This window comes from Gilliamella sp. W8123 (assembly GCF_016101085.1).
GTDB classification, from domain to species: Bacteria; Pseudomonadota; Gammaproteobacteria; order Enterobacterales; family Orbaceae; genus Gilliamella; species Gilliamella apis.
On the sequence record NZ_JACFRE010000002.1, the window covers coordinates 97,408 to 118,535 of the forward strand.

The 21,128-nt window shown below is 31.6% G+C and carries 18 protein-coding genes; 13 read left to right on the plus strand and 5 right to left on the minus strand.

The window, feature by feature from the left end; genetic code table 11:
• Entirely contained in the window at window positions 1-1,338 is a 1,338-nt protein-coding gene (gene dsdX, locus H3T56_RS03315) for a D-serine transporter DsdX (protein WP_065651102.1), read from the minus strand.
• Between the two features lie 213 nt (window positions 1,339-1,551).
• Here dsdX and dsdC point away from each other — a divergent pair, with 213 nt between their 5' ends.
• The 5 genes from dsdC to H3T56_RS03340 all read left to right on the plus strand — a co-directional run bounded on the left by dsdC (window position 1,552) and on the right by H3T56_RS03340 (window position 6,987).
• On the plus strand, window positions 1,552-2,514 hold the full coding sequence (gene dsdC, locus H3T56_RS03320) for a DNA-binding transcriptional regulator DsdC (protein ID WP_198192024.1): 963 nt from the start codon (window positions 1,552-1,554) through the stop codon (window positions 2,512-2,514).
• Between the two features lie 162 nt (window positions 2,515-2,676).
• The gene (locus tag H3T56_RS03325; RefSeq protein ID WP_198192025.1) at window positions 2,677-3,501 is read left to right on the plus strand and encodes a MetQ/NlpA family ABC transporter substrate-binding protein; all 825 of its coding nucleotides are present in this window, start codon (window positions 2,677-2,679) and stop codon (window positions 3,499-3,501) included.
• Between the two features lie 245 nt (window positions 3,502-3,746).
• Window positions 3,747-4,685, plus strand: a complete 939-nt coding sequence (locus H3T56_RS03330; RefSeq protein ID WP_198192026.1) for a hypothetical protein — start codon at window positions 3,747-3,749, stop codon at window positions 4,683-4,685.
• Window positions 4,686-4,843: 158 nt separating this feature from the next.
• The gene (locus H3T56_RS03335; protein ID WP_131798778.1) at window positions 4,844-5,803 is read left to right on the plus strand and encodes a hypothetical protein; all 960 of its coding nucleotides are present in this window, start codon (window positions 4,844-4,846) and stop codon (window positions 5,801-5,803) included.
• Window positions 5,804-6,087: 284 nt separating this feature from the next.
• Window positions 6,088-6,987 (plus strand): endonuclease/exonuclease/phosphatase family protein, encoded by a 900-nt coding sequence (locus H3T56_RS03340; protein ID WP_198192027.1) that lies wholly within the window; start codon window positions 6,088-6,090, stop codon window positions 6,985-6,987.
• A gap of 132 nt (window positions 6,988-7,119) precedes the next feature.
• Here H3T56_RS03340 and cmoB read toward each other — a convergent pair whose 3' ends face one another.
• Both cmoB and cmoA read right to left on the minus strand, forming a co-directional pair.
• Window positions 7,120-8,088, minus strand: coding sequence for a tRNA 5-methoxyuridine(34)/uridine 5-oxyacetic acid(34) synthase CmoB (gene cmoB / locus H3T56_RS03345; RefSeq protein WP_086361246.1), 969 nt, complete (start codon window positions 8,086-8,088; stop codon window positions 7,120-7,122).
• Between the two features lie 35 nt (window positions 8,089-8,123).
• Window positions 8,124-8,894, minus strand: coding sequence for a carboxy-S-adenosyl-L-methionine synthase CmoA (gene cmoA / locus H3T56_RS03350; RefSeq protein ID WP_065578728.1), 771 nt, complete (start codon window positions 8,892-8,894; stop codon window positions 8,124-8,126).
• A 32-nt stretch (window positions 8,895-8,926) separates the two neighbouring features.
• Here cmoA and H3T56_RS03355 point away from each other — a divergent pair, with 32 nt between their 5' ends.
• Together H3T56_RS03355 and rnd are read left to right on the plus strand one after the other, a co-directional pair.
• The gene (locus H3T56_RS03355; protein ID WP_198192028.1) at window positions 8,927-10,081 is read left to right on the plus strand and encodes a metallophosphoesterase; all 1,155 of its coding nucleotides are present in this window, start codon (window positions 8,927-8,929) and stop codon (window positions 10,079-10,081) included.
• Between the two features lie 24 nt (window positions 10,082-10,105).
• Window positions 10,106-11,194 (plus strand): ribonuclease D, encoded by a 1,089-nt coding sequence (gene rnd, locus H3T56_RS03360; RefSeq protein WP_198192029.1) that lies wholly within the window; start codon window positions 10,106-10,108, stop codon window positions 11,192-11,194.
• Window positions 11,195-11,265: 71 nt separating this feature from the next.
• On the opposite strand, the gene H3T56_RS03365 is transcribed toward rnd, so the two are convergent.
• Window positions 11,266-11,958, minus strand: coding sequence for a 5'-methylthioadenosine/adenosylhomocysteine nucleosidase (locus H3T56_RS03365; RefSeq protein ID WP_065578731.1), 693 nt, complete (start codon window positions 11,956-11,958; stop codon window positions 11,266-11,268).
• A 99-nt stretch (window positions 11,959-12,057) separates the two neighbouring features.
• On the opposite strand from H3T56_RS03365, the gene H3T56_RS03370 reads away from it, so the two are divergent.
• Both H3T56_RS03370 and H3T56_RS03375 read left to right on the plus strand, forming a co-directional pair.
• Window positions 12,058-12,828 (plus strand): SDR family oxidoreductase, encoded by a 771-nt coding sequence (locus H3T56_RS03370; RefSeq protein WP_198192030.1) that lies wholly within the window; start codon window positions 12,058-12,060, stop codon window positions 12,826-12,828.
• Window positions 12,829-12,856: 28 nt separating this feature from the next.
• Complete coding sequence (locus tag H3T56_RS03375) at window positions 12,857-13,726, plus strand: co-chaperone YbbN (RefSeq protein ID WP_198192031.1); 870 nt, start codon at window positions 12,857-12,859, stop codon at window positions 13,724-13,726.
• A 203-nt stretch (window positions 13,727-13,929) separates the two neighbouring features.
• Here H3T56_RS03375 and map read toward each other — a convergent pair whose 3' ends face one another.
• Window positions 13,930-14,718, minus strand: coding sequence for a type I methionyl aminopeptidase (gene map, locus H3T56_RS03380; protein WP_065578734.1), 789 nt, complete (start codon window positions 14,716-14,718; stop codon window positions 13,930-13,932).
• Between the two features lie 214 nt (window positions 14,719-14,932).
• Between map and rlmC the strand changes: the two genes are divergently transcribed.
• From rlmC to H3T56_RS03400, 4 genes are all read left to right on the plus strand, one after another.
• Window positions 14,933-16,078, plus strand: coding sequence for a 23S rRNA (uracil(747)-C(5))-methyltransferase RlmC (gene rlmC, locus H3T56_RS03385; protein ID WP_198192032.1), 1,146 nt, complete (start codon window positions 14,933-14,935; stop codon window positions 16,076-16,078).
• 300 nt (window positions 16,079-16,378) lie between these two features.
• A complete protein-coding gene (locus H3T56_RS03390; protein ID WP_198192033.1) occupies window positions 16,379-18,574 on the plus strand; it encodes a TonB-dependent hemoglobin/transferrin/lactoferrin family receptor in 2,196 nt (731 codons plus the stop codon).
• 119 nt (window positions 18,575-18,693) lie between these two features.
• The gene (locus H3T56_RS03395) at window positions 18,694-20,340 is read left to right on the plus strand and encodes an ABC transporter ATP-binding protein/permease (RefSeq protein ID WP_199283275.1); all 1,647 of its coding nucleotides are present in this window, start codon (window positions 18,694-18,696) and stop codon (window positions 20,338-20,340) included.
• 53 nt (window positions 20,341-20,393) lie between these two features.
• The gene (locus tag H3T56_RS03400) at window positions 20,394-20,918 is read left to right on the plus strand and encodes a HugZ family protein (RefSeq protein ID WP_198192035.1); all 525 of its coding nucleotides are present in this window, start codon (window positions 20,394-20,396) and stop codon (window positions 20,916-20,918) included.
• Window positions 20,919-21,128: the final 210 nt, after the last annotated feature.

Here is a 21,128-nt window from a genome sequence, read left to right on the forward strand (position 1 = left end):
CTAAATAAAATTAGATAATAAAAAAGTACCCATTAATGCAACTACTGAAGCAATGAATGTTGCAGTGGTATAGTATTTTAAAATTTCACTCATTGTCGCTCCACAATATTGCTTAACAAGCCAAAATAATGAATCGGTAACTATTGTACAACCAATAGCACCCGAACCTATAGCCAATGTAATGATTTCAGGACTGATATTAGGATAAAGAGCTAGCATCGGTGATACGATTGCTGTGGCGCCCATCATTGCAACTGTCGCTGAACCTACTGCAGCATGCAAAATTATTGCTACTAACCACGCCAATAAAATTGGATGCATATCTAAATGGGATAAAATACTTGCTAAACTATCGCTCAAGCCACTCGCTTTTAAAATACCATTAAATGCACCGCCAGCACCGATAATTAATAAAATATTGGCAATTGATGAAAAGCAATCTTCAGTTTTATTGAGTAGGTCAGACATTTTCATATCACGTCTTAGACCTAGCATATAATAGGCAACAAATGCTGCTATAAACATAGCGGTAATAGGATTGCCGATAAATTCTAAAACAGTATAAATTGAAGTATTTTTATCCATGTTCAACTCAGCAGTTGTTTTTATCAGCATGAGAAAAATGGGTAATAATACTGTAAATAATGTTGCACCTAATGAAGGCAGTTCTTCTTCAGTTCTTACTTTTAGATCTGAAAATTGTTCCGGTACAGCTTTAAATGGAATTTTATTTTTGATCATTCTTAAAAAAATAGGACCTCCAGATAATGATGCGATTATTCCAATAATTAATCCATATAAAATAACGCTACCAATATCGGCACCTAAAGCATTAGTGACATATAATGCAGCTGGATGAGGAGGGACAATACAATGAACGGCCATTAATGCAGTACATAATGGAATCGCTAACATTAATAATGAAGTTTTGGTTTTTTTAGCAATTGAAAATGCTAATGGTATTAAAAGTACAACGCCGACCTCAACAAATAACGTTATACCACAAATCATACCAATTAATACCATAATAACATCTGGTGATAAAAAGCGGCATTTTTGTAAGGTAATACCGATGCGTTCAGCTGCACCTGATATTTCCATCATTTTTCCTAGAATAGTACCTAAACCAATTACTGCCGCTAAAAAGCCAAGTGTACCACCAATACCATCTTCGATTGAGGAAATCATTGCCAATGGCTTCATTCCCATTAATGCACCTACGTAAAAACTGGATAATAATAAGGCTAAAAACGGGTGAAGTTTAAATTTGATAATACTTATTACAATTAATAAAATACTCGTTATTAAAACACCTAAAACCCAAATTTGTGAATCCATAATGTTTTCCTATTCTAATTAAAGTAAAAATCACCGTGTATTAGATTTTATGGAGAGATAACTGACAAATGATTATAAATCATGTTCACATGAATAAGATTCGGTTGAATAAGTGTCAGGCTGTAAGAAAGTAACAATCATTAATTTAATTAATTGTATTTGATTTAACATTTTTAGTTAAATGTTAAGAAAATAGGTAAGGAAGGATGTACAATGTTTGATGATGATCGTTTTATTACCACTAACCGATTGATATCAGGATATCAATTAGCTAAATTCCACACTTTTGAAGCAGTTGCACGATATAATTCCTTTATGCGCGCAGCGGAAGAGTTATGTATTACTCCAAGTGCCGTTAGCCATCAAATTAATAAGCTTGAAGAAGAATTAAATTTTAAGTTATTTAACCGGTTTCACCGCCGTATTGAGTTGACCCCTGATGGTGAAAATTTATTTAATATTTTAAAAAAGTCCTTGTCGATATTAAATAGAGAAATCTTTGAAATAAAGAGTCAGGAATTAATCGGGCAGTTGACCATTTATTCTCGTCCTTCCTTTGCGCAAGGCTGGCTTGTTCCAAGAATATCAGAATTTAACAAGAAACATCCTTATATTATCTTGAATATATTAACAGGTAATGAAATAATCAATTTTGATCGTCATCGTATTGATTTAGCCATTTATTTTGATGATTTAGAGTATAACGACTTGGATGTTTATCATTTAATGAATGAAACGATTGTACCTGTGTGTAGCCCTCAATATGCGGAATATCATCAACTTACTGAAAATATTGAAAACCTAAAAAATTGCTTAATAATACATGATAATCAAGCTTGGGGATATGATACCAACTTCGACGAATGGCAATCTTGGGTGAAGCACTTTAATATTGATCTAGATTTTGAAGATTTACCTACAATGTTATTTGATCGATCTGATTTAGCAATCCTCGCGGCGATTAATCATTCAGGTATTGCCATGGGAAGAAAACATATTATCAATAAATATGTTGAATCAAAGGAGTTAGTTACTCCCTTTCCAAATATGACGTTAACATGCAAACAACGTTACTATGTTGTTTCTGCTTCCAAGGGAAGAAATCCAAAAGTTAAAGCTTTTGTAAGATGGTTAAAAGAAAATTTGGCTGAGCAGTCGGTTGAAAATGCTATCTAAAACTTAGCTAAAACTAAAGAATAATTGCATATATCTAATATGAATATAGATATAATTTTTTCGTATTATCCTAATAGTTAATCACTATCTATAATGTTATCTCTAAATAATAGAATCAGTTGTTCAATTAGATTAATTTACTGATTGAAATAGGGAGTGATAATGAAAAAATATATTTGCATAATTATGCTGTTGGGTTTGACTTTAATTGGTTGTGACAATAAATCAGAATCAGCCCAAAAAAGTCAACAAGATAAAAAAGAGATCGTAGTTGGTTTGCCACCAAGTATGCACAATATAATGATGGAAAAAGTTGTTAAGCCCGCTTTAGAACAAAAAGGTTATAAAGTTAAATTGGTAAATTTCAGCTCTCTTAGAGATTCAAATACCGCTTTAGTTGAAGGAAGTATTGATCTTAGTGCAGCACAGCATCAAGCTTATCTTGATGTATATAATAAAGAAACTAAAAGTGATCTTGTTTCTTTAGTCCATATTCCTTCTATTTCAGCTGCGCTTTTTTCTCAATTGCATCATTCTATTGATGAAATAGCTAATGACCAAACAATTGTCATTCCCAATGATCCATCAAATAAGGCAAGATCATTATTATTCTTACAAAGCTTAAATTGGATTACTTTAAAATCTGATAGTAAATCGGGAACATTAGATTTAAATGACATAGCAGAAAATAGATATAATTTAAAATTTAAATCGATATTATCGGAATTAATTCCTAGAACTCTTGGTGAAGTTGATTACGCGATAATGCCAGGTGGTGTTGCATGGTTAAGTAAAATTCCAGCTGATAATGTTTTAGTACAAGAAAAGTTAACACCTAATTTAGAATTAATGGTTGTAGTAAAAAAAGAAAATTTGCACAGTAAATGGGCTCAAGAGGTTAAACAACTTTACCAATCAGATGCACTTAAAAAATTCATTAGTGAAGATCCTGATGCGAAAGGTCGTTTTATTTGGCCCCAACAATAAGCAAATAATTATTTATAAACTATTCTAGTAATAAATTAGAATAGTTTATATTGTTATACATCATATTGATTATTTATAAATAATTAAAATAAATTTATGATACCAGTTGTTATAAAATCAATGACTCTATTTGATTTTAGTATTTCTTAATAAAGAGTTTTTATATTTTGATGATTTACTCTAAAATTCGTTGTGTTAATATTTATACACTTTGATATAAATATTTTTAAAAAAAGTAGTTAAATGTGATGAAAAAAATAAAATACTCTCTTATATTAGCTTGCAGCATAACACTTTGTAGCTGTTTTAATGGTCCAACCTCACAAGTTCGTTTAATTGATAATCCTACTGCCAATGAAATTAAGTTAGTAATTGACGGTAAAGATATTGTCATTCCAGCTAACTCAAATATAAAATATACTTTTGAATATGGTAAACATAATTTAGCTTATAATAATGAGTCGTTTGACATTGTGGTAAAACCTGTAAAATTTGATGGTACAGGCATTATTAATCCAACCCAAAGCAACTATATGTTACATACTTTTATCTATGCAACTGACAATACTAGTGATGAAACCTTTGACAAATTATATGAGAAAACGCTTAATAAAGTTGATGTTATCATAGATGGTGAGCAATTACAGATTGAACTTCCTGTAAAAGTGGTTAATGATTTCTTTATTGAAGATCAAGATAATAGATGGGATTACTCTATTGATGAAAAAATCCCAGACGAAATTTCTGAAAAACTTAATAAAAATCAATCTTATCAGGCTCGTAAAATTAAAATGTATCGTGAAAGTGAATATTTGAAGTTTTTAAAAGAAGATTGGTTAGAAGAGGAAGATGAAGTTAGTTTTCCTAATAAACCTAAAAAATTGTCTGAAATTAATCAGTATGTATTCCCGAAACTTGATTTAGAAAGTATTACATGTAATGAAGGTAAAAAATATTTGCAGGATACATTAGATAAATGGCAACAACTTTTTACTTTAACAGGAAGTGATTTTGCAAGTAAGTATGAAGAATTAGGGGGATATGATGGTATGCATGCCTTACTTGATTCTAAAAAACTTTGTCCTACTGATAAAGATCCTGAACAAACTTATTCGAAAGCTATTAGCCCTTTAGATCAAGCTTTAACTAAAGGACGTGATATATACTTTTTTATTGTCAAATAAAATTTGAAAATTGTTCTTTGTTAAAAGATTTAATTATTACAATAAAAGGCATAAAATCCTATAATTAGGTTTATGCCTTTTACTTTTTATACTAACAATAACCATTTCTTTATGATAAAATTTATAATCTTTTAATATGAATTATATAAATGGATGTTATGAAAAGTTTAAAGTATTCCCTTATATTAACTTGCAGCATAACGCTTTGTAGCTGTTTTAGTGGACCAGCTAAAGTTGAACGCGTGATTGATAATCCTACCTCAAATGAAATTGTAATCGCCATTGATGGTAAAGAACTGGCAATCCCGGCTAACTCTAAAACTACGTACACTTTTGAATATGGTAAGCATAATTTAACTTATAATAATGAGTCGTTAGATTTTATTGTTAAACCATCTAAATATTCTGGTGATGGATTTATTAATCCAACCCAAAGCAACTATATGCTTCATACATTTATCTATGCTACTAACAATACTAGTGACGAAGCTTTTGACAAAATATATAAAGAAACTATAAATAAGATCTCTATCATTTTAAATGGTGAGGAAGGAGAACTGGAGCTGCCTGTAATTGTTGTTAATGACGTTTTCATTGAAGGCGAACTTAATAGATGGGACTATTCTATTGACCAAGAAATACCTGAAGAAATTACTGAAAATATTAATGAAAATCAGGCTTTTCAAACTCGTAAAACTAAAATTTACCGTGAAAAAGAATATATCAATTTATTACAAAATGATTATTTCAACTCCTTAGAAGGTGAAGAGTCAAAAGTTGAAATAAGTTTCCCTAACAAAACAATAAAACTAGCTGAAATTACTAAATATGCTTTTCCTAAAATTAATTTGGAAGAAATTAAATGTGATGAAGGTAAAAAATATTTAACAAAAACATTAGAAAATTGGCAAAAATTTTTCACTTTAACAGACAATGATTTTGCTAGCACGTATGAAGATTTAAGTGGAGAAGAAGGAAAAGAAGCATTAATACGATCCCTTGAACTTTGTCCTAAAAAAATCGATCCAGAAAACACCTATTTTCCAGCATATAAACAATTAGTTGACTTTATCAATGATACGCGATATATACCTTTGATATTATTAAATAAAATATAGTTATTTTCTGATTCAAAATAGATAAAATTATAAAAGGCATAATATTTTAATTATGCCTTTTATTTTATAAACCAACCATATTAAAAGTTGAGGAGCGGGTTTTTTAAAACTTAAAAATGCAATTTTCCATTATTGCAAATCACAGTGCATTCTTAAATAAATTCGGATAGCACAAATTGTAAGTAATAATATTGATATAAATCACATAATTCATATAAAACAATTTGATTAAGTTAAGATCAATATAATATTTATGATGAGTTAATAAATGAAAGGAATATCTTATGAATAAAACTAAGTTGAAAATTGTCGCATTGATTAGTGGGATTATCCTTAGTACTTCTAGCGCTTTAGCCTCACTTGATGATGCCAAACAACTAAAAATCATTAGTTATAATGTTTATAATGGTATGAAGTTAGATGAGAGTGAAGGTAAACAGAAATATATTGATTGGGCAAAAGCACAAGATGCCGATATTATTGCTTGGCAAGAAATGAATTTTTTTACTCGTGAAAAACTTGAAAAATTTGCAGCCAGTTATGGACATAAATATGCGGTACTTTTAAAAGAATCACCAGAAGATGCTGCTTTTTTCCCTGTAGCTATTACCTCTAAATATCCAATAGTTAATGTTAATAAAGTAGTTGATAATTTGTGGCATGGGGCACTCTATGCAGATATCGGAAATTATCATTTTGTCGTTACACATATGAATCCATTTTGGACAGCTAAACGAATTGATGAGATTAATTTAATTATCGATTCAATCAAATATAGTCGTGATCCTAAAGGGAAATGGATAATTGCCGGGGATTTGAACTCATTTTCGCCAGCAGATAAATCTGACTATGATAAAAGTACCCTTTTAGAGGATATTAAAGAAAAGCAAAAGAAAAGACCAATTTTAGAAAATCTGGTTGATGGTAAACTAAGTTATACTGTACAACAAAATCTTCTGGATGCTGGTTTTATTGATGCATTAAAAATTAAATATAAAGAATTTGTGGCAACTGCACCAACTAAAGTATTTTATGATCAAGCATCAGTTCCATTACGCTATGATTATATCTATGTTTCACCACCACTTAAAAATAATGTCATTGATGTTCAAGTTATAAAAGATGATTTTACGGATAAATATTCCGATCATTATCCTGTCCAGATGATCATAAAAAATGATTAATATTAATCGAACTTATTTATATAAAAGATATTGATAGATTAAACGGGCAAAAGCCCGTTTTTTTTATTGTGTTTTTTATTTTAAAAGGCGAGAAAAATAACCGTTACTTTTAATCCAAACGAGATTAAAAAATTATTTTCTTGCAACAAATACTGCTCGCATTGGCGCAGGATAACCTTCTACTGTTTTGGATAAATCGTTAGGATCTAAAAATTCCGCTAATGAATCGGATTCCATCCATTCTGTTTTGCGTTGTTCATCCAAACTGGTTTTGGATATATCAACCATTTTTATATCTTTAAAACCACATTTATGTAACCAATTTATCATGGTTGGTACTGATGGAATAAAATAGACATTTCGCATTTGAGCATAACGTTCACCAGGCATTAATGCTTGATGTTCGGTGCCCTCAATAACCAATGTTTCGAGTACTAATTCACCACCATCAACTAATTGATCTTTCAATTGATAAAGATGATCAAGCGGTGAGCGACGATGATATAACACTCCCATTGAAAAAACCGTATCAAATGCGTTTAATTTTGGTAATTCTTCAATGCCTAATGGAAGTAAGTGAGCTCGCTGGTCATTGCCCAATAGTTTTCTTATTGCTTCAAATTGGCATAGATAAAGCGCCATAGGGTCAATACCAACAGCAAGTTTAGCTCCTGCACCAATCATACGCCATAAATGATAACCGCTATTGCAGCCAACATCGAGAACTGTTTTACCTTCTAAATTATCGATATGATTAATCAATCTTTGCCATTTCCAGTCGGAACGCCATTCAGTATCAATATCAACACCATAAAGATGAAAAGGGCCTTTACGCCATGGCATCATAGTTTTTAATAATTGTGTGATACGTTGCTGTTCGCCAGAAGATAATGGTTGCTCTGTTTTTGCGGTTACACTATGTAATAGATCAACTTGAAAAGGGCTAATTGCTGGTAAGTGTTTAATACTATTTATCCATTGACTAAAACGATTATCTAAATTTTGTTTTTGCCAATTAGCCAATTGCGCCGGTAATACTTCAAGCCAATTTTTAAGCTTACTTTTTGCGATAATTTGGTAAAAATCACCAAAATCAATCATTCTGTTTTCCTTTATAATTGAATTAAATCTTGAGGTTATTTGATAGCAATAATCGAGCCAAAATTAAAACATTGAAACCAAGTATCAACATGCTCAAATCCTGCTGTCATCAGACGTTGTTTATGGGTCGCAACTGTGTCTGTAAGCATAACATTTTCTAGCATATTACGTTTTTGGCTTATTTCCAGTTCACTATAGCCATTGGCTCTTTTGAAATCATGATGCATATTAAATAATAATTCGTCGACAGTCTCATCACTAAAACTAAACTTTTCCGATAAAACTAATATGCCATTTGGTCGCAAAGCTTGATAAATATTACTTAAAACCCGTTGTCGATTTTCTGGGGTTAAAAATTGCAAGGTAAAATTAAGAACTACCATTGATGCATTTTGCATATTTATATTACAAATATCTTCACATATTACATCGACAGGTGTATTTGATTTATAGGCATCAATATGCTTTTTACATCGTTCTACCATAGGTAATGAATTATCAATAGCAATAATGTGACAATTTTCGTGTTTGATATTACGACGAATAGCGAGCGTGGCAGCACCTAACGAGCAGCCTAAATCATAAATCATGGAATTAGGTTGTACAAATCGGTCAGCTAGCATACCAATCATTGATATTATATTCGAATAACCGGGTACCGAACGCTGTACCATATCTGGGAAAACTTCGGCAACCTTTTCGTCAAAAGTCCAATCACCTAATTTATCGATCGGGGTTGCAAATAGCTGGTCTTTTTTGGTATCCATAAAAGTTATTGGTACTATAGAATCTAATTCTGTTATCATACCATTTTTTGCGTTCGATTGTTCGAGTAATTATGACTTTTGTTGATTTTACAGCCATTTTCGCAACGATTATTATCAGTATTTCGGTCACATTTTTATTAGGAAAACGCTGGCAGTTTTGGTTTAACCTTCACTTAAGCGGTTATGGTCGAATTATTTATTGGCTAACTATTGGTTTGGCCGGTGCATCATTAATCCTTGCTAGAGTATTAAATGATATTTTAACCTCGGGATTACATTTGTTCCTGTTAACGATTGCCGGTTTGATGATCTGTAGCGTTTTTATAACACTCATTTTTGAAATTGTTTATCGGGTTAGCAAAAAGCAAATTAAGCCTAATCTTTGGCATAAAATCAGTTTTATTATTGCGGTTGTGGCTTTGTTTTGTTTTGGTCATGAAATGGCGATAAATCCTAAAATAGTTGATTATCAGGTTGTAATTAATAAATCAGCCAATGTTGATCATCTAAGAATTGTGCAACTTTCTGACATTCATATTAATGAGCATACCTCTGCAAGTATGATTCAAAACATGATTGACAAGGTAAATAGCTTAAAGGCTGATTTTATCGTGATAACTGGCGATACATTAGATAAACGATTAAAACCTTTCCTCGAAAATGGATTTATTAAACAGTTCCAACAATTAAAGTCTAAATACGGTAATTATATTATTTTTGGTAATCATGAATATTTAGGTACCCATGATAATAATAATCGCGAAGAAGATATTATTAATGCATTTAAACGAGCGAATTTAAAAGTATTGAAAGATGATATTGTTTATCTTGATGAGGTTGGCATCACGTTGATAGGGCGTGATGACTTTTCATCATATAAGTACGATGTTAAGCGTGCCTCACTATCCGATTTAATCATGTTTTCTGATACGGAAAGACCAATAATTTTGTTAGATCACCAACCACTAGATATTAAAAATGTTGCTGAACAACAAGTAGATTTAATGTTATCTGGACATACTCATGGCGGTCAAATCTTCCCTATCAATATATTGGTGGCGATGATGTACAAAAATGCCAATGGTATTTATCACGATGCTGATCATCATTTCACCAGTATAGTCAATAGCGGTTACGGATTTGGTGGGCCACCAATTCGATTAATGACTCGCTCTGAAATTGTTGTAATCGATGTATCTTTTGTCAACAAAACTACCATTCAATAGATTATCTTAAATAGGAAGCGTATTTTGAATTATCAATTTATTATTAGTAATGATGAATTATCCAATTATTGTCAAAAGATCAAGAATAGTAGTGCTATAGCATTGGATACTGAATTTGTACGAACTAGGACATTTTATCCTCATTTAGGGCTGTTACAGGTTTTTGATGGCCAACATGCTGCGCTAATTGATCCGCTTAATATTAACGATTGGCAGGAATTCTTAGCAATTTTAACCAATCCTAATATTGAAAAATATTTTCACTCCTGTAGCGAAGATATTGAAGTGTTTCTTCATGCATTTAATTGTGTTCCTTCTCCAGTAATCGATAGCCAAATTTTAGCTTCTTTTTTGGATAATCCCATCAGTAGTGGTTATGCAAGTTTAGTCAATAAATATCTTGGCGTTGAGTTAGATAAAAGTGAAACACGGACTGATTGGTTAAAACGTCCTTTGACTGAAAAACAGTGTGATTATGCTATTAATGATGTTTTATATCTGTTTCCATTAATGGATAATTTAAAATCTCAGCTTACATCGATTGATTATTTAGCGGCTGCTTATCAAGAATGTCAAAACGCAATTGCACGTAAAAGTGAAACATTTGATCCTCAAAAGGCTTACTTAAATATTAAAAATAGCTGGCAATTGAAAGGGGATGGTTTAGGGCAATTAGCTAAACTTGCTTGCTGGCGCTATCAATTTGCCAAAACTCACGATATAGCGTTGAATTTTGTGGTGCACGAAGAGATATTATGGAAAATTGCGCGTTATCAACCAACTTCCTTAGCAGAACTTGATAAATTGGGTATGAAAGGTAAAGATATTCGTGCATATGGTCAAACAATTTTGGATATATTGCTTCAACCTATACCTATTATTCCGGCAATTCAACGTATTAATAGTTATCCAAATTATAAAAATATTGCTGATTCATTGAAACAAATCGCTGAAAAAATAGCATCACAAACAGGACTTAATAGCGAATTAATACATTCAAGACGATTAATCAATCAGTATGTAAAATGGCAAAATGATAGGAAAGGTGAAATTCCAGAAATTCTGTCAGGATGGCGTAAACCATTATTTGAACAATATGACCTGCCTAATTGATTAAATCATAATGGAAGAATGACAAAATTTTAGTTAAATGGTGTCAAATTACACTGACACCAATCTCTATATTAAGCTAGTTCACTTAGCATCGATTCAACAATTTTTGATGATTGGGCTGCAGCAAGTTTTAAAAATGATTGAAAATCAACTGCCGATTCATTATCTCCATTATCAGAAATTGCTCTCACCACCACAAAAGGTACTTTAAATAACCAACAAACATGGCCAATAGCGGCAGCTTCCATTTCAACGGCGATTGCATCAGGAAAAGTTTGCTTGATCCGTTCTAAATTGCTTTTACCATTGATAAAGGCATCACCACTGCCAATTGAGCCATCAACAGCATTGACCCCATGTTTCTTTATACATTGTTTAGCTAATGATTGATAATTAACATCAGCAGCAAATGAAACAGGGCAACCTGACATTTGACCAGGTTTATATCCAAAGGCGGTTAAATCAACATCATGATAAAATACATCTTTTGATACAATAATATCACCGATATTCAGTTCCGTTGACAGCCCACCCGCTGAACCGGTATTAATGACTGCATCAACTTGATAATTATTTAATAATAATGTTGTTCCTGATGCTGCAGCAACTTTACCTATGCCTGATTGTAATAATACAATTTCACAATTGGCTATTTTACCAATATGAAAATCGCATCCTAAATGACGCTCTAATTGATAATCGGTAATTTTACTCTTTAATATGGCTACTTCTTCTTCCATAGCAGCGATAATAGCAATTTTCATATGGTCCTCTTGGCTTATTAGCCGTATATTTATTTTAAATGTGCTATCATAATTGCTGTAAGTTAACTTGACAATAAATGAATATAACGGAGATAAAATTTGCGTACGATTTTTATAACGGGGTGTTCAAGCGGTATAGGATTGATTTCAGCTATCGCTCTGAAAAAACGAGGTTATCGTGTCATTACATCATGCCGCAAAATAGCAGACCAACAAAAATTAATTGAGCAAGGTTTTGAAACCGTTTTATTAGACTTAGACGATGCCGATTCAATTAATCAAGCTGCGCAACAAGTATTAACCTTGTGTGAGGGTAAATTATATGCGTTATTTAACAATGCTGGATTTGGCGTCTATGGCCGTTTAAACACCATCAGTCGATCACAATTAGAATCACAGTTTTCTACTAACTTTTTTGGTGTTCATCAATTAACCCAATTATTATTACCGGCAATGATTGAACAAAATGAAGGTAGAATAATTCAAACTAGCTCAATTGTTGGCATAGTCGCAACACCGGGTAGAGGCGCATATTCTGCCAGCAAATATGCTTTAGAAGCATGGTCTGATGTACTGCGTTTAGAGTTAGCTAACACCAATATTAAAGTTTGTTTAATTGAACCAGGTCCATTAAAAACCTATTTTTCAAATAATGTAAATCAGACCGAAAAAGAAAAAATAGTAAAAAATCCACCTATTGCTAAACGCTTTACATTAGCCCCTGAAGCGGTGTTACCATATCTGTATCACGCATTAGAGCATAACAAACCGAAAATACGTTACAGGGTAACAAAAGTAACTAAATTGGCGGCAATAGCTAAACGTTTGCTTCCAGATAGATTAATGGATAAAATTTTACAAAATAAATAATCAGTTAAACTTATTTATAGGATAGATTATGTCAAATCAATTTATTTTTGATGTTAATGAAAAGAATATTCAAGAAATTATTGAAAAATCAACTAGTAGTCCTGTGTTATTCTATTTTTGGTCACCAAGAAGTCCTAACTATCAAGAAATGACAGATACGTTAACCAAATTAGCAACACAACATCAAGGACAATTTATTCTTGCTAGCGTAAATTGTGATGAACAACAAATGTTAGCAGCACAGTTTGGGCTTAGAGCAATTCCAACCGTTTATATGTTTCAAAATGGTCAACCTGTTGATGGTTTTCAAGGCCCACAAAATGAAGAAACCATCAAAACCTTTTTAGATAAAATTTTACCTAATGAAGATGAATTGAAACTTATTGAAGCGCAACAATTTTTTAATGAAGGCCAATATGCGCAAGCATTACCTTTATTAAAACAAGCTTGGACTGTACTTAAAGATCATTTAGGTAAACCAAGATCAGATATTGCGTTAATGTTAGCGAAAAGCCAAATTGAACAAAAACAACTAGCAGAAGCTAAGGATGTTTTGGCAACTATTCCATTACAAGATCAGGATTCAGCTTACCACGGTTTACAAGCCGAAATTGAGTTACTCGAACAAGCAGCAAATTCACCTGAATTACAGCAATTACAAGCTGAATTAGCTAAACAGCCAGATAATGTTGAGTTAATGATTCAACTTTCATCGCAACTAATGCAAGTTGGTCGGCACGAAGAAGCATTAGAACTGTTGTTTAAACCTTTAACAAAAGATCTGAATGCTGGTGAAGGGCAGGTGAAGAAAACTTTACTAGATCTATTAGCAGCTTTAGGAACCAATAACGCACTTGCTAGTAGCTATCGCCGTAAGCTTTATACGCTATTATATTAAAATAGCTAAAACCAAAGCTTGCAGAATTTTGGACGCTTTTTTATGATCAACTGGATATTAAGGACGAATATCACAACCTAGAAATATATTTCGCAGTAAAGTTAATGAATAAAAAAATCGCGGAAAATTGAATTCTAGATAGTTAGGTTAAGCTATATAAAATGAAGAGATTCAACAATAGAGCATTGTTGAATCTTTTTTATTTAGTGTTCGATAACGCGAGGAAAGTTTTCATTACTACGAAGGGTTAGAACTTCCACACCATTATCTGTAACTAAGATCGTGTGTTCATATTGGGCTGACAATCCATGATCTTTGGTTTTAACTGTCCAACCATCTTTCATGGTACGAGTACGCCAATCCCCAGTATTTACCATCGGTTCAATAGTAAAGGTCATACCTGGTTTCAGGATCACACCGCCATCATCAGCATCATAATGTAAAACTTGTGGCTCATCATGATATACTTCACCTATACCATGACCGCAATATTCACGAACAGAAGAAAAGCCAAATTTATCAACATATTTTTGAATTGCTTTACCGATTTCTTTTAATCTGATCCCCGGTTTAATGATTTTAATGGCTTCGTATAAACTCTCTTGTGTGACTTGACATAGTTTTTCTCCGGCAACAGTTGGTTTTCCTGCAATGTACATTTTTGAGGTATCACCATGAAAACCATCTTTAATTACGGTCACATCAATATTAAGAATATCACCATCTTTTAACTTTTTATCAAAACTTGGAATACCATGACATACTACATCATTAATTGAAATGCAGCTGGTATGCTGAAAACCATGATAACCAATGTTGGCAGGAATAGCTTTTTGCACATTAACAATGTGTTCATAACAGATCTGATCCAGTTCACCAGTGCTAATACCAGGTTTTACATAAGGTTCAATCATTTCTAAAACTTCTGCTGCTAATTTACCAGCAATACGCATTTTTTCGATTTCAGCGGGGGTTTTTAACTTAATAGACATTAATGGGTTCCTATAATTTGTATGGCAATATCCTATCATATACCGCTATTTCGTCAAATCATAGCTATTGATAAATCAAGTATAATGATTAAATTTTAGATTTTTGTTAAAAAATTTTGAGGAAAGGGGTTTTTGGACATAAAAAAAGAAAACTAATACAGCTTAAGACCATTTAATTATATAATAATGCATTATAAAAAAAGGTTTTCATAAAATGCAATGTAGTTATTATCAAGAAAATAAATGTTTGTCTTGTCATAAAATAAATCAACCATATAAATCTCAACTAAATGAAAAGCAAAACCAATTAATTGAAACTTTAGCAAAGTTTAATCCTAAAGAAGTTAAAGATCCATTTGCTAGCCCTGAGCAAGGTTTTCGCAATAAAGCTAAAATGGCGGTGCTAGGCACGGTTGAAAAACCCATATTAGGTATACAAAATGATAACCAGATCATTGATCTGTGTGATTGTCCGCTTTATAGCATTAATATGCAAAGTATCCTAAAAATGGTTCGTACCTATATTCGTAAACAGGGACTGGTTCCTTATAATATTAATAAGCAGAAAGGGGAGTTAAAATTTGTCATTATTACCGAAAGTGTTATCGATGATAAAAGCCACTTTATGCTACGGTTTGTATTAAAATCACATAAATTTGTCGAGAAGATAAGCAATAGTTTGCACAATTTAATCGATAAGATAAATAATCTACAAGTCGTATCGATTAATATTCAACCTAATCATGCCGCCATATTAGAGGGTAACGAAGAGTTGATTTTAACGGATAATCCTTTTCTAGAATTTAGGTTAAATCACATACCACTTTATATAAAATCAAAAAGCTTCTTTCAAACAAATAGCTATATTGCTGAAAAACTATATAAAACGGCTAGTGATTGGCTGGCGAATTTAGATGTAAACTCTATATGGGATCTCTTTTGTGGTGTAGGTGGATTTGGTTTGCATTGTGTTCGTCATGCTAATAACGATAATATTCAATTAACAGGAATTGAAATTAGTCCTGATGCTATTGAATGTGCATCAAAATCTGCTAAACAGCTAGGTTATGACAAACTTAATTTTGAATCCTTAGATGCCACTAAATATGCAACGCATCAAAAGCAGACGCCTGATTTAGTTTTACTTAATCCACCAAGACGAGGGGCAGGTAGAGTACTGGTCGAATACTTGGAAAATATACAACCTAATTATATTTTATATTCAAGTTGTAATTTGTCATCATTAGCACAAGATCTAAAATTATTGACTAATTACCAAATGACCAAAGTGCAATTATTTGATATGTTCCCTCATACATCTCATATGGAAGTGTTAGTTTTGTTAGAAAAAATCAGATAAATCATTATTAATATAGGCTAGTTTTTATAATAAATATTAATAAATCTAGCCTAACCAATTTTGTGAATTCTTTTGTTCTTACATTTTATTTTCATCATATAAAGATTTCTTATCCTGATTCTATTCAATTTTTATAATTACAGTAATAACATTAAATGATAATCATTAGCAAATGTTAATAATTATCATTACTATTGATCATGTTTATTATTTTTGCTAGATTAATGATCAAAAAATGATAATTATCAAATATTGGGGCATTGGTTAAGGCAGTTCATTAATCTAATTTTGTGGTGAAAAATGAAAATAAATAAAATATTGCTAATGATGATAGTGGCTTCAATACCTTTCCCTGTATTTGCTGATGGCGATGATATAGAAACAATTACGGTTACGGCGAGTAGACAAAAGAAAGCTAAATTGGCTATCCCTGAAACGGTTGATGTGGTGACTAAGAAAAATATAGATGATCATCAAATGTCAACGATGGAAGATTTAGTTAGATATATGCCAGGGATATCAGTAAATAGACAAACTTCTGGTACCGATCCTTTTGGTAACCTTGGTGGAATTAGAATACGTGGTATGTCAGGTAACCGTGTTCAGTTGCAAGTAGATGGCTCAAGGGTTATTGAAAGTATACAAGACGGAAACAGAAATTTTATTGATTTATCAAATATCAAAGCCGTGGAAGTTATACGTGGACCTGGATCAGTTTTGTGGGGTGCAGATGCGGTTGGTGGTGTTGTGGCATTTAAAACATTAGATCCTAGTGATTTACTTAAAGGTAAGTCTTATGCAGTTAGAGTTAATGGTGGTTATGATAGTTTGAATAAACAAAACACCAAAACCGGTATGTTAGCTGTTGAACTAATGCCTAATTTAGAAGGTTTATTAAGTTTTAGTCGTCGAGATTATCAAGAAGCAAGGTTAAGCAAAGCTAAAGCGAATGGGGGTATTTGGGGATGTCCGCGAGGAGCAGATGCCATTCGATGTAATAAACTAAATCCTTTAGATGCGAAAGCAGAAAATATGCTCACTAAATTGGTTTATCATAATGATAATCGGGAAACAAAATTAACATTTGAAAATTTCCGTTCTAACTCGTTTGTAAAACAATTATATGATTACGGTTTACAATCTAATGGAACTTTCAATGGTGATTATCGAAGAACACAAATACAAACTCGTAAAAGGTTTGCCATCGATGATAGTTGGATGCCGTCAGTTGGGTTTGTCGATCAAATTAAAACCATGATCTCTTATTCTCCTCAAGAACGTTATTTAAAATCACATCGCCAACAAAAAGATAAAAGAAAAAAGCCGATTTATACCTATACAACTAATGATTATAAAGAAAAATTCTGGCAATTGGATTTACAATTAAACTCAAACTTTGACTTTTTAAACAGTAGTCATGATTTAGTTTATGGTTTTCAGGGCGATATTACCCGTAGTTACTATCGTAATGCAAGTACAAAAAATGGTAAAAAAACCATTGGTGGAGGGTTCAATTTTGCTAATTCTAAAACGCAACGAGCTGATATTTATTTGCAAGATGAATTTCATTTAATTAGTGAACGTTTAAAAATTAAACCTGGTGTACGCTATGCAACTTATAAAATCAAACCAAATGCAGATAGCCATTATGCGGTCATCGAAGGAAAAGAACCTCGTGAGGTTACATCACATCGTTTTATTCCCCAATTAGGTGCTTTATTTAATATTACCGATCAATACTCAGTTTATGCTCGTTATGCTGAAGGTTTTAAAATGCCAACAGCTCAACAGTTATATACTTCTTTGCCATCATTTAGTATGAATCTAATCCCTAATCCTAAATTGAAGCCAGAAAAAGTAAAATCATATGAAACAGGGTTAAGAGGCGATTTTTCTAAAGGCTGGTTTAGTGTAGGCTTTTTTAAAGCTGATTATAGTGATTATATAAAGAATTTTATTCGTGTTGGACCAAAAGATTATACCTATAAAAATTTATCCAAAGTTAATCTTTGGGGCATTGAATCATCGGCTGAATGGCAATTTTATCCAAATTGGACATTAAATGCATCGACTTCGTATCAATATGGTAAAAAACAAGAATCACCTGGAGAGAAAAAATCTTACTTTAATGATGCTATGCCATTACAAGGTAACCTCGGTCTAAAATGGCATCTTCCTGATTTCAATTTTGATACCGAAGTATTAGCTACTTTTTCTAAAGCGGTTTCACATGTATCGAAAGATAGCTCGTCTTCAGATGAAGTATTTAAACCAAGTGGTTATGCCATTTATGATGCTTATTTAAATTGGCATCCAAGCAAGAATATTACTATTAGGGGCTCAGTATTAAATATCTTCGATCGTCGTTATTTTAAATGGCCTATGTTTAGTAGTTATTATAAAAATCCGCAAACTAATGTCAAAGTGACGAATCCTATCGAGTTACAAACAGCGCCAGGAAGAACATTTGCCATAAGTGCGGTTATAAATTTCTAATAATTAAGGATGATTACTACTATCAAAATTTCAATAACGATATTGATAGTAGTAAATAGAAAAAATATTTAGTTTCGAGAATATAAGTTTTGCAAACATTGAAAAATATCATCTTGCTTATGAAACTCTGTTTCAAATCCAAGCAAGGAAAGTTAGGTTTTGGTTATGCTTTTATTATTATAAGTTTAAATATCATTCTAATCAGAATCAGTCTTGAAATGATTAATTGGAATAAAAACTTTTATAACGCATTAGAAAAGTACGATATGCAAGCGGTAATAACGCAATTATTAGTTTTTATCATGTTAACTTTTTTTGGTGCCATTACCTATTTGATCATCGAGTATTTAAGAAAAACATTAGTCATAACTTGGCGTAAAGTTTTAAATGACACGATAATAAGTCATTGGCTGAATCATAAAGCCTATTGGTTTATAAATAATAATCAAGCAAACATAGACAATCCAGATCAGCGTATTTCTGAAGATTGCCATTTATTTATCGAGAGATTAACTAACGAAGGATTTTCATTTATTACACAATGTATTGGTCTTTTTTCCTATTTTATGCTTTTATGGCAAATAACCAATAATTTTGTGTTAGAATTTAGCCTATTCAATATTGATATTAGCATTTCACATTATTTAATTTGGTTAGCCCCTATCTATGTCATTTTGACCTCATATATTGCCCATAAGTTGGGAAGCCCATTAAAAAATTTACTAATTCAGCAACAACATTTAGAAGCAAATTACCGTTTTGTTTTAACTCGATTTAGAGAAGCGAAAGAATCTGTTGCATTATTAGAGGGAGAAAAGGTTGAACAACAACAATTTGATCAACATTTTAATAGTATTGTAAAAAATTGGTATAAGCTGATTAAACGGCAATTTATTTTAGGTTGTTTTACTCGGCCTTACTATTTAACCGTATTAAGTATTCCGACCTTTTTTTCTCTACCAATCTATTTAATCGGTAAAGTTAGTTTAGGATCATTGATGCAAATTAGTAAATCATTTAGTAATGTAGTAACTAATTTATCTTGGTTTATTTTCAATTATAACAAACTGGCCGAACTGATAGCATGTAGTTATCGTTTGGGCCAATTTATTCAACAGTCTGAACAAGTCTCTTATCAGTTTAAACAACTTAATCAAGCTGAAAATGGAAATGAACGTTTATCGTTGGAAAATTTAATTATAAAGAAACCTGATGGAAAGATTTTACTAAAATTACCCGATCTCCATATTAACAAAGGGGAATCAGTTGTTTTATCTGGCGCATCAGGTATAGGTAAATCAACACTTTTTAAAATAATCTCTGGTCTTTATCCATATTATGATGGAGTGGTCAAGGTTCCTAAATTAAAGAAACTCTTTTTATCACAAAATGCTTACTTTCCTATGGGAGGATTGGCTCATGCAGTAAGCTATCCAGAACCATTGTTTGAGAAAGATCTTACTGTTATTAAACAATTACTGTTTGATGTGGGTTTTTCTTCTGAAGATATCGATAAATATTTACTTAATGATAATTTAAATACACTTTCTGGTGGAGAAAAACAACGTATAGTTGTTGCGAGAATTTTAATGCATAAACCGGATTGGATTTTTATGGATGAAACCACCAATGCATTAGATAAAGTAGCTGAAAAACAATTGCTAAAATTGTTACAGGCTAACTTACCAACAAGTAGTTTCATTATTATTTCTCATAGTGATATATCAAACTACTTTAATAAGTGTTATCAATTAAATTTATCATGATTTTTGAAAACAGATTATTTAACTAAATATTAAAACAAATCAAGGAGTAATTTATGGCTGAGTCCAAAAATGATATTGTACAAAAAACAATAGATGATTTACACGAAACAATGCAAACTATCATACTTTCAACAATCACCGAAACAGGAGTGGTTGATACTAGCTATTCACCATATTTTTTTGACGGTAATGACTATTACATTTTAATTTCAGACTTAGCTCCACATAGTAAAAATATCAAAGCTAATTCAAATATATCTTTTTTAATTATTGATGATGAATCTAATACTAAGAATATTTATGCTCGTAGAAGATTGTCTTTCCATGCTTCGGCAACCATTGTCGAAAGAGGAACTGAGCAGTTTGATTCTGTTGTCGATCTGCTAGCTAAAAAAGTGAGCAAAATGGTTTATATGTTAGCTGAAATGAATGATTTTAATTTATTTAAATTAACCCCGAAAGAGGGAAGATTAGTAGTTGGTTTTGGTAAAACCTATATTATCGATCCACAAAATAAAACGGTAATACCAGTAGATGAAGATTATGTCGCTAAGCAAAAACAACAATCTAGTAATTAATATCATTATCTAAGCATTATTTATAATATTGCCATTACTTATTAACTAAGTAATGGCTTTTTTCATCACTCCACTCTTTGCTTAAATGTTTTAAATAATAGTTTTTTTATTTTCGATTGAGGATTCATATCCTTAAAATAGCTTCACTCAATCAAGAAAACTGCCTATCTTAACCAGTAAACTATGTTAAAATTAAGCCAACATAAACTG

Coding starts and splice junctions, on each gene's coding strand:
- dsdX (WP_065651102.1), bottom strand. CDS start 1,338: ATGGATTCACAAATTTGGGTTTTAGGTGTTTTAATAACGAGTATTTTA.
- dsdC (WP_198192024.1), top strand. CDS start 1,552: ATGTTTGATGATGATCGTTTTATTACCACTAACCGATTGATATCAGGA.
- H3T56_RS03325 (WP_198192025.1), top strand. CDS start 2,677: ATGAAAAAATATATTTGCATAATTATGCTGTTGGGTTTGACTTTAATT.
- H3T56_RS03335 (WP_131798778.1), top strand. CDS start 4,844: ATGAAAAGTTTAAAGTATTCCCTTATATTAACTTGCAGCATAACGCTT.
- H3T56_RS03340 (WP_198192027.1), top strand. CDS start 6,088: ATGAATAAAACTAAGTTGAAAATTGTCGCATTGATTAGTGGGATTATC.
- cmoB (WP_086361246.1), bottom strand. CDS start 8,088: ATGATTGATTTTGGTGATTTTTACCAAATTATCGCAAAAAGTAAGCTT.
- cmoA (WP_065578728.1), bottom strand. CDS start 8,894: ATGATAACAGAATTAGATTCTATAGTACCAATAACTTTTATGGATACC.
- H3T56_RS03355 (WP_198192028.1), top strand. CDS start 8,927: ATGACTTTTGTTGATTTTACAGCCATTTTCGCAACGATTATTATCAGT.
- H3T56_RS03365 (WP_065578731.1), bottom strand. CDS start 11,958: ATGAAAATTGCTATTATCGCTGCTATGGAAGAAGAAGTAGCCATATTA.
- H3T56_RS03375 (WP_198192031.1), top strand. CDS start 12,857: ATGTCAAATCAATTTATTTTTGATGTTAATGAAAAGAATATTCAAGAA.
- map (WP_065578734.1), bottom strand. CDS start 14,718: ATGTCTATTAAGTTAAAAACCCCCGCTGAAATCGAAAAAATGCGTATT.
- rlmC (WP_198192032.1), top strand. CDS start 14,933: ATGCAATGTAGTTATTATCAAGAAAATAAATGTTTGTCTTGTCATAAA.
- H3T56_RS03390 (WP_198192033.1), top strand. CDS start 16,379: ATGAAAATAAATAAAATATTGCTAATGATGATAGTGGCTTCAATACCT.
- H3T56_RS03395 (WP_199283275.1), top strand. CDS start 18,694: ATGAAACTCTGTTTCAAATCCAAGCAAGGAAAGTTAGGTTTTGGTTAT.
- H3T56_RS03400 (WP_198192035.1), top strand. CDS start 20,394: ATGGCTGAGTCCAAAAATGATATTGTACAAAAAACAATAGATGATTTA.